The organism is Helicobacter japonicus, assembly GCF_000762845.2.
Taxonomy (GTDB): domain Bacteria; phylum Campylobacterota; class Campylobacteria; order Campylobacterales; family Helicobacteraceae; genus Helicobacter_C; species Helicobacter_C japonicus.
In genome coordinates, this window is record NZ_JRMQ02000017.1 from 17,245 (window position 1) to 29,525 (window position 12,281).

At 36.6% G+C, this 12,281-nt stretch carries 12 protein-coding genes and 1 pseudogene; 5 read left to right on the forward strand and 8 right to left on the reverse strand.

Annotated features, from left to right (window positions below; all coding sequences use genetic code 11):
- Window positions 1–98 precede the first annotated feature (98 nt).
- The 4 genes from LS65_RS09110 to LS65_RS09125 are packed head-to-tail and all read left to right on the forward strand — an operon-like array spanning window position 99 to window position 3,580.
- Window positions 99–1,187: a methionine ABC transporter ATP-binding protein gene (locus tag LS65_RS09110; RefSeq protein WP_034360768.1), complete on the forward strand. Its 1,089-nt coding sequence runs from the start codon at window positions 99–101 to the stop codon at window positions 1,185–1,187.
- Window positions 1,180–1,890, forward strand: a complete 711-nt coding sequence (locus LS65_RS09115) for a methionine ABC transporter permease (protein ID WP_034360766.1) — start codon at window positions 1,180–1,182, stop codon at window positions 1,888–1,890. The genes LS65_RS09110 and LS65_RS09115 overlap by 8 nt, the downstream gene beginning before the upstream one ends.
- 20 nt (window positions 1,891–1,910) lie before the next feature.
- Window positions 1,911–2,750 carry a MetQ/NlpA family ABC transporter substrate-binding protein gene (locus LS65_RS09120; RefSeq protein ID WP_034360764.1) on the forward strand — a complete coding sequence of 280 codons (840 nt, stop codon included), beginning with the start codon at window positions 1,911–1,913 and terminating at the stop codon, window positions 2,748–2,750.
- 2 nt (window positions 2,751–2,752) lie between these two features.
- A complete protein-coding gene (locus tag LS65_RS09125) occupies window positions 2,753–3,580 on the forward strand; it encodes a MetQ/NlpA family ABC transporter substrate-binding protein (RefSeq protein ID WP_034360763.1) in 828 nt (275 codons plus the stop codon).
- 58 nt (window positions 3,581–3,638) lie between these two features.
- Here the strand turns inward: LS65_RS09125 and LS65_RS09130 are convergent, their stop codons facing one another.
- Window positions 3,639–4,730, reverse strand: coding sequence for a cytochrome-c peroxidase (locus tag LS65_RS09130; RefSeq protein ID WP_034360762.1), 1,092 nt, complete (start codon window positions 4,728–4,730; stop codon window positions 3,639–3,641).
- Window positions 4,731–4,753: 23 nt separating this feature from the next.
- On the reverse strand, window positions 4,754–7,420 hold the full coding sequence (locus LS65_RS09135) for a TonB-dependent receptor (RefSeq protein ID WP_034360761.1): 2,667 nt from the start codon (window positions 7,418–7,420) through the stop codon (window positions 4,754–4,756).
- 158 nt (window positions 7,421–7,578) lie between these two features.
- Between LS65_RS09135 and LS65_RS09140 the strand changes: the two genes are divergently transcribed.
- Window positions 7,579–8,043 (forward strand): flavodoxin, encoded by a 465-nt coding sequence (locus LS65_RS09140; protein WP_034360760.1) that lies wholly within the window; start codon window positions 7,579–7,581, stop codon window positions 8,041–8,043.
- A 33-nt stretch (window positions 8,044–8,076) separates the two neighbouring features.
- Here LS65_RS09140 and LS65_RS09145 read toward each other — a convergent pair whose 3' ends face one another.
- The 6 genes and pseudogenes from LS65_RS09145 to LS65_RS09850 form a co-directional block, all read right to left on the reverse strand.
- The gene (locus LS65_RS09145; protein WP_034360759.1) at window positions 8,077–8,409 is read right to left on the reverse strand and encodes a branched-chain amino acid transporter permease; all 333 of its coding nucleotides are present in this window, start codon (window positions 8,407–8,409) and stop codon (window positions 8,077–8,079) included.
- The gene (locus LS65_RS09150; protein ID WP_034360757.1) at window positions 8,399–9,088 is read right to left on the reverse strand and encodes an AzlC family ABC transporter permease; all 690 of its coding nucleotides are present in this window, start codon (window positions 9,086–9,088) and stop codon (window positions 8,399–8,401) included. Before LS65_RS09150 ends, LS65_RS09145 begins: the two co-directional genes overlap by 11 nt.
- 1 nt (window position 9,089) lies before the next feature.
- Window positions 9,090–10,742, reverse strand: a complete 1,653-nt coding sequence (gene argS, locus LS65_RS09155; protein ID WP_034360755.1) for an arginine--tRNA ligase — start codon at window positions 10,740–10,742, stop codon at window positions 9,090–9,092.
- The gene (locus tag LS65_RS09160) at window positions 10,742–10,987 is read right to left on the reverse strand and encodes a twin-arginine translocase TatA/TatE family subunit (protein WP_034360753.1); all 246 of its coding nucleotides are present in this window, start codon (window positions 10,985–10,987) and stop codon (window positions 10,742–10,744) included. Before LS65_RS09160 ends, argS begins: the two co-directional genes overlap by 1 nt.
- A 53-nt stretch (window positions 10,988–11,040) precedes the next feature.
- Entirely contained in the window at window positions 11,041–11,655 is a 615-nt protein-coding gene (gene gmk, locus LS65_RS09165) for a guanylate kinase (RefSeq protein ID WP_034360751.1), read from the reverse strand.
- 10 nt (window positions 11,656–11,665) lie between these two features.
- Window positions 11,666–12,281, reverse strand: a pseudogene (locus LS65_RS09850) (hypothetical protein); the annotation flags it as partial.

Below are 12,281 nucleotides of genomic sequence, written 5' to 3' on the forward strand. Positions count from 1 at the left end.
AATATCAATTTACATATTGTATTTTAAAATTTTGTGATATAATCGTGCCTTTTTTATAATGATAGTGATATTAATGAAAGAACACAAGGAGAAAAAGCGTGATATGCTTAAAAGGCATTCATAAAACTTACCCTAATGGATTTGTTGCTCTTAAAAATATTAATTTAGAAGTATCAAAGGGCGATATAATGGGGATTATCGGCTATTCTGGTGCAGGAAAAAGCACGCTTATACGCATTATTAATCGCCTTGAAGAGCCTACAAGTGGAACATTATTTATTGATGATGTAGATATGCTTAAGTTAAAACAAAAAGAATTGCAAAAGCAAAGGCAAAAGATAGGTATGATTTTTCAACATTTTAATCTTTTGGGTGCAAAGAATGTCTTTGATAATGTCGCTTTTGCTTTGCACATTGCTAAATGGGACAAAAAGGCTATAAAGCCACGCGTTGATGAGCTTTTAGAGCTTGTAGGTTTAAGTGAGCGAGCCAACTTTTATCCAAGCCAATTAAGTGGTGGGCAAAAGCAGAGAGTAGCAATAGCAAGGGCATTAGCCAATCACCCTAAAGTGCTTTTATGTGATGAGGCGACTTCAGCCCTTGATACAAAAACGACACAATCTATTCTCGCATTATTGCGTGAGATTCAGCAAAAGCTAGGTTTGAGCGTGGTGCTTATTACGCATCAAATTGAAGTCGTGCGAGAGATTTGTAATAAAATGTGTGTGATGAGTGATGGTGAGATTGTGGAGAGGGGCAATGTTAGCGAAGTGTTTGCTACACCTAAACATCACATTACGCGCGAACTCATTTCTTTTCTCCCTCAAGATGAAGAGCATATTATCTCACATTTGGAGGATTTGCATAATGTGTATAGGGTGATTTTCACAGGTCCTTATGCGCAATCTCCGCTTGTAAGCCAAATGATACGCAAATTCGATATTGATGTAAATATCTTAAGCGGACACATTGATGAGCTTGCTACAGGTAAAATCGGGCATTTGGTGCTTAGAATCATTGCTTCAGATTCTAAAAGAGATAAGGCATTAACTTGGCTTAAAGAGCAAGGAGTGAGTATTATAGATATAGAATCTAGTGTGAAAGATTCCCAACATATTTTAGAATCCACTCCCATAAATACGCAAGATTCTATATCTACAGCACAACAAGGAGGGAACAATGCTTGAGTTTTTGGATTTGTTCGAGCGGCATTTTCTACTTTTTTTGCGCGATATTTTTACCAACCCAATCGCATTTAGCCTCGCAAAAAGCGTATGTGAAACTCTCTATATGGTGAGTTTTTCTGTATTATTTGCTTGTGTGTTTGGGTTGCCTTTAGGCGTATTTTTAAGCGCAATTAAACCTTCAGGCATTATGGCAAATCCTATGTTGTATAGAATCTTAGGCTCACTTGTGAATATCGTGCGCTCATTTCCTTTTATTGTGCTTATTTTCTTGCTTTTACCTTTATCGAAAGCTCTCATTGGCACAAGCATTGGAAGCACAGCAGCGATTATCCCGCTTGTGATTGCTGCTACACCTTTTATTGCACGGCTTTTTGAGGGTGCATTTGATGAGGTGGATAAAGGACTCATTGAAGCCACAATGAGTATGGGTGCGAGTAAAATGCGTGTAGTTATGATGATGATTAGTGAGAGTTTGCCCTCACTCACAAATGCTATTACGATTACGGCAGTAAGTTTGGTGGGATTTTCTGCTATGGCAGGAGTTGTAGGTGCTGGAGGTTTGGGGGATTTAGCCTATCGCATAGGTTTTCAGTCTTTTAAACCTGATATTCTTACTTATGCGGTGATATGTATTATCATTTTAGTGCAGTGCATTCAATCACTCGGTGATTTTATTGTAAAATCTTTACGAACATATCGTTAAATCTAACATAAAGGAGAAATATGAGAAACTTGTTAAGTTGGCTCTTTTTAGGGGGCTTGATTGTAGGCTTTGTAGCCTGTGGTGAAAATGGTGATAATGCTAAAAATGCTACACAAGTAGAGAGTGAGGCAGAAGTAAAAACACTCAAAGTTGGTGCTACACCTGTGCCTGCTGCGGAGATTTTGGAATTTATCAAACCACAAATGTTGGCAAAGGGTGTGGATATGCAAATTCAAGCTTTTACAGACTATGTTGTGCCTAATGTATCTTTAGCAGAGGGAAGCAGTGATGCAAATATGTATCAGCATAAGCCATTTATGGATAAGACAAACGAGGAGAAGGGTTATAATCTCGTGGCATTAGCACCTATTTATGTTGTGCCACTTGGATTTTACTCTCATAAAATAAAGCAAATTGATGAGTTGCCAGAGGGTGCAAATATCGCAATTCCGGGTGATGTGTCAAATATGGCGAGAGCTTTTATACTGCTACACGATAATGGTGTGATTACACTTAAAGACCCGCAGAATCTAAATGCAACGGAAATGGATATTATAGAAAACCCTAAAAAACTTATCTTTAAGCCTATTGAAGCAGCTTCTTTGCCTATGGTGCTTGATAGTGTCGATGGTGCAGTCATTAATGCAAATTATGCCTTGCAAGCAAATATGAGCATTAAAGAAGCACTTTTTCACGAAAATGATAAAAGTGCGTATGTGAATGTGCTTGTCGCGCGTGAAGACAATAAAGACGATGAGCGTATAGCAGTGCTTAAAGATGTACTTTTGAGTGATGAAACAAGGGACTTTATCCTTGAAAAATATAAGGGTGAAATTATCCCTGCAAATACAAAGGAGTAAAAATGAAAAAAATAGCTGCATTATTATTAGTAGGATTAGCATTTGTTGGCTGTGGTGATGGAAAAAAAGATGGAGAATCTGCCGTCCAAGGACAAAATGTGGGACAAGATTCAAAAGTGGTGCTCAAAGTTGGTGCTACACCTGTGCCTCACGCAGAGATTTTAGAATTTATCAAGCCTGATTTGGAAAAAGAGGGTATTGACTTGCAAATCGTGCAATTCACAGATTATGTAACGCCAAATAGCGCACTTAATGATGGCTCACTTGATGCAAATTTTCATCAGCATAAGCCTTTTTTAGATTCTTTAATAAACGATAGAGGTTATACTCTTACACCTATTGCTAATATTCACGTTGAGCCTATTGGTTTGTATTCAAGTAAGTTTAAAAATATTGATGAGTTGCCAAATGGCGCAGTTATCGCTATTCCTAATGACCCAAGCAATGGTGGGAGAGCACTTCTCTTACTTGAAGCAGAGAAACTTATTAAATTAGCAGATTCTACAAATCTTCAAGCTACCGAACTTGATATTGTTGAAAATCCTAAGGAATTAAAGATTAAGCCTGTGGAAGCTGCGCTTTTGCCACGCACATTAGGCGATGTTGATGCGGCAGTGATAAATGGGAATTATGCCTTGCAAGCAGGTTTAAACAGTGCTGATGCGCTTATTTTAGAAGGTGCGCAATCCCCTTATGCAAATATTCTCGTTGTGCAAAGCAGCAAAGTTGATGATGAGAATCTTCAAAAGCTTAAAAAAGCCTTGCAATCTCAAAAGGTAAAGGACTTTATACAAGAAAAATATAAGGGTGAAATCGTCCCTGCATTTTAATATTCTTAAGAGATATAGAGCAGATTCTATATCTCAAAACTTCTCGCATTTATGCACTTTATAAAGTCTTTAAAAATGCTTCTAAAGCTTCAATTTCATCACTTGTGAGATTAAGTTTTTGCAAGAGTGGATCAGTGTGAGGAAATGGCAAACTTTTAAGTGCCTCTGTGCTTTCTTGATTATCTATGTTTTTGGGTGGCTTAGGGTGAAACATTCCAGCGTTATAGGCATTAAGCACTCCTATTAAATGTGGGAATAACCCATTATGCATATAAGGAGCTGTCTTTGATACGCCTCGCAGACTTGGAGTTTTAAATTTGCCAATATCATCACTATTGTGCGTTACTTCATATCTCCCTAAATCTTCATATTTACGCCCAATAAAATGCAATCCTAGATTATGATATGCCCCATCGCTAAAACTTACTCCATTGTGGCAATTCATACATCTGCCTTTTGTGCGAAAAAGATGTAATCCCCAAATTTCCTTGTCCTTAAGGGCATCTTTTTTACCATTCAAGAATCTATCAAATCGTGTGGAATTTGGCATAGTGGAGCGTTCATAGGTGGCTATGGCTTGTGCCATAAGCTCGGGAGTGATTTTCTCACTCCCAAAAGCTTCTTTAAATTTTTGCCTATATATTTTTATCTTAGCAATTTTTTTAGCAGCAGATTGCGGATTGTAAGCCATTTCTTTAGGGTCAGCTATGGGAAAAAGGGCTTGAGATTCCAAATCGTTTGCCCTGCCGTCCCAAAATAACTCTTTCATAAAAGCAGACATTACTATGCTTGGGGCATTGCGCTTACTGCTCTGGCGATTATGTCCATAGCTTACCTTTCTACCATCACCAAAGCCTAATTCCTTCTCGTGACAAGAAGCACAGGCAATTTGATTTGAAGCAGAAAGCTTAGGGTCATTAAAAAGCATTTTGCCAAGCTCTTGCTTAGCTTTTGAGTAGGGATTAGAATCTGGATAGGGTGGGGTTTTAGGCAATGGAGCAAGTTCTTGCCATTCTACTCCCTCATCAACAAAAGGCTTTTGCCATTGCGATGAGGGTTTGAAATACATTTGACGCAGAGATTCTATATTTTTTGGTAGAGCATAGATATATGTTGCCCACAGCATTAAAAGATAAATACAGCATTTCATATTTACTCCTTTGTTTTGCATTGTTAATATCTATATCCTACTTGCACCCAAAATTGTCGTCCCACTTCATATACAGGCACAGCGGTGTTAGTTGAATATATGAGAGTATTTAAAGAACTTGTTGTTGTCATATTTTGTGTATTGAGCACATTATATACATCAAGATTCATAAAAAGCGTATTGCCTTTATAAACATTGACATCAAAGCCTATCCGCATATCCCAAGTAAAAGCACCTTTAAAGTGCATTTTGCTATATTGATTGCCGCTAAAGTTAGGGTCTCTATCTGGGCTATTGCTAGGAATAAGCACCATTCTGTCATATCCTGCACGATAGCGGAAAAAGTTATTCCATAACCACTTCGTGCGCCCAATGCTAAAACTATGCGTAGTATTAAGGCGCAAGGTGTATGGACGTGTGTAATTATCTGTGGGTCTATCGCGATATTTTATAATCTGCCCATTATACATAATATCTGTATCATCATAATAAGCCTCATCGGCAGCAAAAAGATTGTAGGTGCGTTTGGTATTTGTTAAATCAAATGCTAAGATAATAATATTTTTTATGCCCAATGTATCGATAGGAGCGGTATTGTTTAATGTAAGAGTAATAATATCGCTTTTTGAACTGCCATCATTGGTATAAAAATTATAGCTGTTGCTATATCCGGGCAGTGATGGAGCATTGCCACTTGATGCGCTTCTTGCTCTGCGCATTATCTCATCTTTGCCATTGCGATGAATATATTTAAGTGTGGCAGTAAAAAGCCATAGATTCTGTGAGATTCCTAGCATTAGCTCATCATCATAAGGGACATTGAGCTCATTAAATTTTGTGCCTTTAGTGCTTGTGTAAGCTGTGTTGAGTTTCCAATCACTAAGGACATTGTTGTTTAATCTTCTTGTATATCTGTTTTGTTGTGAAAGTGTAGAATCATAAAGACGATAAGAGAAGAGATTGCGTCCATAGTAGCGATTTGCCCCAAAGATAAAAGTGCTTTTATATTCTTTTTGTGCTGGTGTAATATAATTCATTGAAAAACGTGGTGCAAGGGTGTGTTTATCCATATAATTATCACCATCAAGCCTTATCCCAAAACGCATATTTATTTCCCCATATTTTTGTAAATCAAGCTTTATATCATCTTCAGCATAAATGCCATAGGAGAGGTTATGGAGTTTTACTTTACCACCATTATATATTACGATACTATTCATATATTGCCCTAGATATGAAATGCCATTTCTTGAAAAAGGAGCGTTAGAGCAGGTATCCAAGCCAAAATTATCTATTCTACAATTTGAAATGTTTTGAGTAAAGCCTTGCGGTGCGCCATTGCTTGAGTATGTATTGCCTAATCTATGCTGACTCACATCTTGGTAGATTAGCTCCCCACCTACGCGGAAGGTATGTGCGGTTTTCCACAGCTCTAATGGCTCAAAAGTCATATCACTTTTATAATTTAGAGTGTTTTGTAATTGATCTATATTTCCATATCCACCCTCATATACATATCCTGTATTCGTATTTGTAGGGATTGTCCAATTCTTATCTCCTACACTATAATACCACCAACGATAAAAATTTGAATCACTACGCCTTGAATTTTGCAGTCGTGAATAGCCTAAGCTATTTGTCCATAGCCCTCCTTTTGTATCCAACAAAGTTTTTACCCCAGCTTGATAGCCCCCCATTTGTATAGTATTATAACTATCCCTTGCAAGATTATTGTAATAGGTATTAAATTGTGGCATATAGCCCAAATTTGCTTCTAAAGTAAAGTTTTCTGTGGGATTGTAATGTGCCTTGATATAGTAATTATCGCTAATGCGCTTTTGTTCGCGCTTACTATTTAGCTCTGTGCCACCTACAAAACGACTCACATTATAGCTATTAAGAGGAATATAACTTTGTATGGTTGAAAATGAGCCAATAAGCCCTAGATTCTTTGTTATATATCCCTCTGCATTTGTCCTTATCAAATGCTTTATAAAATGGGGCTGATAATTTTCATCGCTTGAAGTGGCAAAGGCAGATTCCTCACTCTCATAGATATGATATTGCGTGAGTTTATCGCTTGTGTATTGATAGCTAATGCTCCCGTGAAATGAATCATTGCGAGGTTTTCGGACATTTGCTTCTACTACGCCACCAGTAAATCGTCCATAAGCGGCAGAGACATTAGAATCTTGCACAACAATAGATTCTAAAAGTTGGGTATCTACATTTAGTCCTTGTGAGCGTGAGCTTGGCAACCCAACTAAGTTGTTTGAATCTGCTCCACCAATAGTATTAAGGTCATTATTCATATTGAATCCGTCAAGCTGAAAATTATTTTGATAAAAAAGCCCTCCACTTATACTCATATTTGCAGGGTCTATTTCTCCCGGAGTTGTGCTTTTAAGCTGTGCATTGTCGTATTGCACATTAGGGAGGATTCTAAGGATTGAAGTTATATCGCCATTCCCGCTAGGATTAGATTCTAAAATGTTTTTTGAAAGAGAATTACCACTTTGATAGGGTTTTGTTTCATCTATGGTGGTTATTATTGAAGTAGGGAGTTTAACTTGTTTGTTTTTGTCTAAGTTTGTAGGGGAGTTGGGATTTGTCGTATTTGGAATCCCATTGTCTGCATATATACTCACTTGAGTTATAAGTAATAATATACTTATAGTATTTATTTTCATTACTTTTTACCTTTATTTAAAAAATATCATATATTAAATATATTTAGCTTTATATAAAATAAAAATCATTCTTATTTTATATAATAGAATCTTGTTTTTTACTTTTTATTATCTTTTATAGTGTAAAGTCAAAAAGTATTTTTATAAAAGGAGTTCATATGCAAAAAATTGGTTTATTTTATGGAAGTGATGGTGGCACTACAGAAGAGATTGCTCAAAAAGTTGCTGATAAGTTGGGTGATTGTCAAATATTTGATGTAGCATCTGCAAAAGCTGAAGATATGAAAAATTTTAATAATCTTATCCTTGCTACCCCTACTTATGGTTCTGGCGATTTGCAAGATGATTGGGATAATTTTCTCTCAAAGCTAGATGAAAACGCATTTGCAGGGAAAACGATTGCTCTTTTAGGGCTTGGCGACCAAGAAATTTATAGTGATACTTTCTGCAATGGCATTGCTCATCTTTATCAAAAGGTATCAAAGCAAGGCAAAGTTATTGGACAAACAAGCACAGATGGCTATACCTTTGATGATAGTGAGGCAGTTGTAGATGGCAAGTTTGTGGGTTTAGTTATCGATGAGGTCAATCAAGAAAATATGAGCATGGATAGAATCCATTAAAGGTTCTTTTGCTTAAAATTCTCAGTCCTTATATCAATGTAGAATGGCACTTTGCACTAGAAACATATAGCTTATAGTGCCACATACGATACTTAGCACAGGAATTTTAAAGCTAATATGCGCAACACTTACAATAAGCACAGCTATAATCTCATTAAGCCCATAGGGCGATTGCGTGAAATCTGTGTCTTTAAGGCAATATACAATAAGCATCGCAATAATTGCACTCGGTAGAACCTTTCCTAAAAAGATGATGGAAGCAGGTGTGGATTTAGCAAAAATCAAAAAGGGCAAGAATCTGCTAAGGAGTGTATTAAAACCAATAAGTGCAATAAGTGCAATTGAGTGCAAGGTTTCAGGATTCAAGAGATTTTCTCCTTAGGCTTAGCACGATACAAATCCCTACAAGTGCAGGAAGTAAAAACTGCTCTGCGCCAAAAATATATAAACTTACAAGACTTGTAATAATGCCAATAAGTGCGGGAGTGCGCATAGCTTTGTTGCGCCATTGCTCAATAAAAATTACAATAAAAATAGCACTCATCACAAAATCTAGTCCTTTTGGGTCAAAATTAAGTTTTGAACCAATAAGTGCCCCGAGAGTGCAGCCTATAATCCAATAGCTTTGGTTGAGAAAAGCAATAAAAAAATCAAACCATTGCTTATCTACGCCCTCTTTTGGATTTTTGAGATTTAAGAGTGCTAATGTTTCATCAGTCAAGGAATAAATCATATAATAAGACTTTTTACCCATAGCTTTAAATTGCTCAAGCACACTTATAGAATAAAAAATCTGTCGTGCATTAATCATAGAAACAAGCACAAAACTCTCCCACAATCCAGCCCCAGCTGCCATAAGTCCCACGGCAATAAATTGTGTCGTGCCTCCATAAATGACAATTGCCATAATCGCTGCCCATAACGCACCATATCCATTTTTTTCAAGCAAGATACCAAACACACCACCCATAAAGATATAACCTAGCATAATAGGAATAGTGTGAGGAAAAGCATCTTTAAATGCTAAAGTAATATGCGGAGGCATTTTACATTCTTGTTTGTGCTTGAATACCAAGAAGAGATAGTCCAAGAGTGAGGCTATGGCTTACCACTTTTAGCACATACAAATAACTATTTTGCTGTGGAGTTTGCAGAATTTTATGTGTATTATAGAATCCATGTAGCATTGCGGCAAGATTTTTTAAATATTCACAAATTTTTTGAATCTCCCTGTCGCGGAAGCTTGATTCTACGATATGTGTAAGGTATAAAGATTCAAAAAGAAGAGACTTTGCATCATCATTAAGCTCCAGAGCACCCTGTGGCATACATAAATCTTGTATATCCATACCAGCTTTATCAAAAAGCGTATGGATTCTAGCATTTGCATAATTGATATAATAAATGGGATTGCTAGAATCTTGCTTTTTAAGCGAGCTAACATCAAATTCAAGATGTGTATCAGGTTTTTTAGAAAGAAAAATAAAACGCAATGCATCAGCTCCAATATCATCAACTACATCTTTGAGGAGGATAAAATTCCCCGCACGCTTACTCATTTTATAAGGCTCATCATCTTTGAGGAGACTCACCATTTGAGAAAGTAGCACTTCAAGTTTATTTTCATCATAGCCTAAAAAATGAATAGCAGCTTTCACACGTGCGATATAGCCGTGATGGTCAGCACCCCAAATGTTGATATAATGCCCAAAAGGACGATTAAATTTATCTTGGTGATAGATAATATCTCCTGCAAGATAAGTAGGCTCTCCATTCTCACGCACAATCACACGATCTTTTTCATCACCTACTTGTGAAGAAGCAATCCATATTTTGCCCTCACTCTCATATATACCTTTGTGCGCTTTAAGAGTTTCTAAGGTTTCTTCCCAACGCACATAAAGGTTCTTTTCACTTACGTAATGATTGAATACAATGCCTATTTGTGCGAGATTTGTCTTAATTTCATCAAGCATCGCATTTTTGCCAAATTCGGCAAGTTGTGGAATAGCGTTTTCATTTGTGAAAATTTCACGTCCAAAATGCTTTTGACATTCTTTTGCCAACTCAATAACATACTCGCCTTTGTAGTAGCTTTCTGGATATTCTACCTGCTCTTTAAGAATATGTTCTTTTCCTGCTAAAAGAATTGATAATCCAAGCATTTGAATCTGTGCGCCTGCATCATTGATGTAGTATTCTGTGTCAATTACATAACCTAAAAATCTCCCTACGCGCGCAAGTGCATCGCCATAGATTGCACCTCTAGCGTGCCCTATATGGAGAGGTCCTGTGGGATTGGCACTGACAAATTCAAGTAAAATGCTTGGTTTTGTTATGTATTGTTTATTATCTTGTGTGTGATGAGTTTGTATATGTGATTGGGTTAAGATAAGCTTAGAATCTTGCGTATTTTGGAGATATTGCTCTGCCAAATATTGCAAAAAAGTAGATGTAAGGCTAAAATTCACAAAACCATTATACGCTTCTACCTTATCAAATTCTTTATATTGTGATAGCTTTTCTGCTAATTCTTGTGCAATAAGCATAGGGCTTGTTTTTTTGATTTTAGCAAGACTAAAAGCAAGAGGTGTTGCAAGATGTCCCAAATCCTTATTTTTTGGTCGCTCTAGTATAATGGAATCCTCTTTAGGAATGCCACTTGCCTGTGCAAGAAAGGTTTTAATGTGCTGATACATTAAGCCTCTTGTTTCTTTGTAGAATCTTGAGTGCTGTCTTGTTGGGTTTGAGTTTGTTTAATTTGAGATGGGTCGCGTTCATTTTGTGCGCTTTGATTGTCCTCCTCATCTTCTTTCACAGCTTTTTTGAAGTTTTTGATACCGCTACCTAATCCTTTTGCAAGTTCAGGGATTTTTTTTGCTCCAAAAAGAAGCACAATGATAAGTAAAATAATCAGTAACTGCGTAATGCTAGGTGGTGTCATAGAATCTCCTTTGTAAAAATAAAGGCATTATACCAAAAGTCTCAAATCAAAAGCTAAATATCGTCTTGCCATTTGTGGATTATCTCACTAAAACGTTCAAGTTGTTGATACTTGAGTGAGCGTGCAATAGATATGATTGCCTCTGTGGCAGTGAGAATATCATCATTAATCAGCACATAATCAAAATATCGTAAATGTTGCATTTCATTATAGGCTTTTTCTAGGCGATATTCAATCATTTGCATATCATCAGTGCCTCGAGCGATAAGGCGGTTTTTAAGAACTTCTTTATTTTTTGTAGTGATAAAAACAGACTTGGCAAAGTCGCCAAAATGTGCTTTAATGCTTTGATGTCCTTGCACATCAACATCAAAAAGCACAATTTTATCTTCTGCAAGTGCTTTTTCGACGGGTTTAAGTGAAGTGCCATAAAAATTGGTATGCACCTCTGCCCATTCTAAAAATACATTATGCTTAATATCTTGCAAAAACTGCTCTTTATCTACAAAATGATAATGCACACCATTAGTTTCTCCCTCACGTTTCTTGCGTGTAGTTGTGGAGATAGAAAAATAAATATCGTGGATAGATTCTTTAAGGGCTTTGGTTAGTGTGCTTTTACCACAACCGCTTGGTCCAGAGATAATAAGAATTGCTCCTTTACTCATATTCTTTCACTCATTTACTTTTGTCTTTAAAGCTAATATTGATTGTTACCTCAAGTCCATCAAGCATAGATTTAAGATTATCAGTGTGAAGACTTGTAATGCTGCTTTGCACTGAACTTGCTATCATATTTTTAACAAATTCTTGCGAACTTTCATTGCTATTTTTTGCTTCTTGTGTTGATATATTTGTGTTTGCTTGTGGAGATTCATCTTGCAGGTTTTGTTCCAATTCATCTTCTGCTAAGTCTTCTGTGCTTAAGTCATTTTCTTCTATCGTATCTTGCTCTAGTTCTGGCTCTGGCATATCAATTTTCTCACCTAAAGCTTGAGCCACATCAGGTTCTTTAAGTGCGATAAAATCTTCACCATTATCTACTTGTGCAGATTCATCAAGGGAATGAAGTGCTTGACTTACTTCATCGACTTGGTCTTTATCAAGTATGGTTTCAGGAGATTGGGTAGATTCCTCTTCTTGCGGTGTTTCATCAAGTGCAAGAGCTTCAACATCATTGAGCAAATCATTAGATGTATCTTCAGCAATTTCATCTTGTTCTATTTGTTCTGTGTTTTCAGATTCTAAAGGCTCACTCACATCTGCTAATTCTTTATTTTCATCTAATGCAGTA

Bases quoted from the DNA above. Each gene is read 5' to 3' on its own strand.
- LS65_RS09120 (WP_034360764.1), top strand. From the start codon at position 1,911: ATGAGAAACTTGTTAAGTTGGCTCTTTTTAGGGGGCTTGATTGTAGGC.
- LS65_RS09150 (WP_034360757.1), bottom strand. From the start codon at position 9,088: ATGCCTCCGCATATTACTTTAGCATTTAAAGATGCTTTTCCTCACACT.
- LS65_RS09140 (WP_034360760.1), top strand. From the start codon at position 7,579: ATGCAAAAAATTGGTTTATTTTATGGAAGTGATGGTGGCACTACAGAA.
- LS65_RS09125 (WP_034360763.1), top strand. From the start codon at position 2,753: ATGAAAAAAATAGCTGCATTATTATTAGTAGGATTAGCATTTGTTGGC.
- LS65_RS09130 (WP_034360762.1), bottom strand. From the start codon at position 4,730: ATGAAATGCTGTATTTATCTTTTAATGCTGTGGGCAACATATATCTAT.
- argS (WP_034360755.1), bottom strand. From the start codon at position 10,742: ATGTATCAGCACATTAAAACCTTTCTTGCACAGGCAAGTGGCATTCCT.
- LS65_RS09115 (WP_034360766.1), top strand. From the start codon at position 1,180: ATGCTTGAGTTTTTGGATTTGTTCGAGCGGCATTTTCTACTTTTTTTG.
- gmk (WP_034360751.1), bottom strand. From the start codon at position 11,655: ATGAGTAAAGGAGCAATTCTTATTATCTCTGGACCAAGCGGTTGTGGT.
- LS65_RS09160 (WP_034360753.1), bottom strand. From the start codon at position 10,987: ATGACACCACCTAGCATTACGCAGTTACTGATTATTTTACTTATCATT.
- LS65_RS09135 (WP_034360761.1), bottom strand. From the start codon at position 7,420: ATGAAAATAAATACTATAAGTATATTATTACTTATAACTCAAGTGAGT.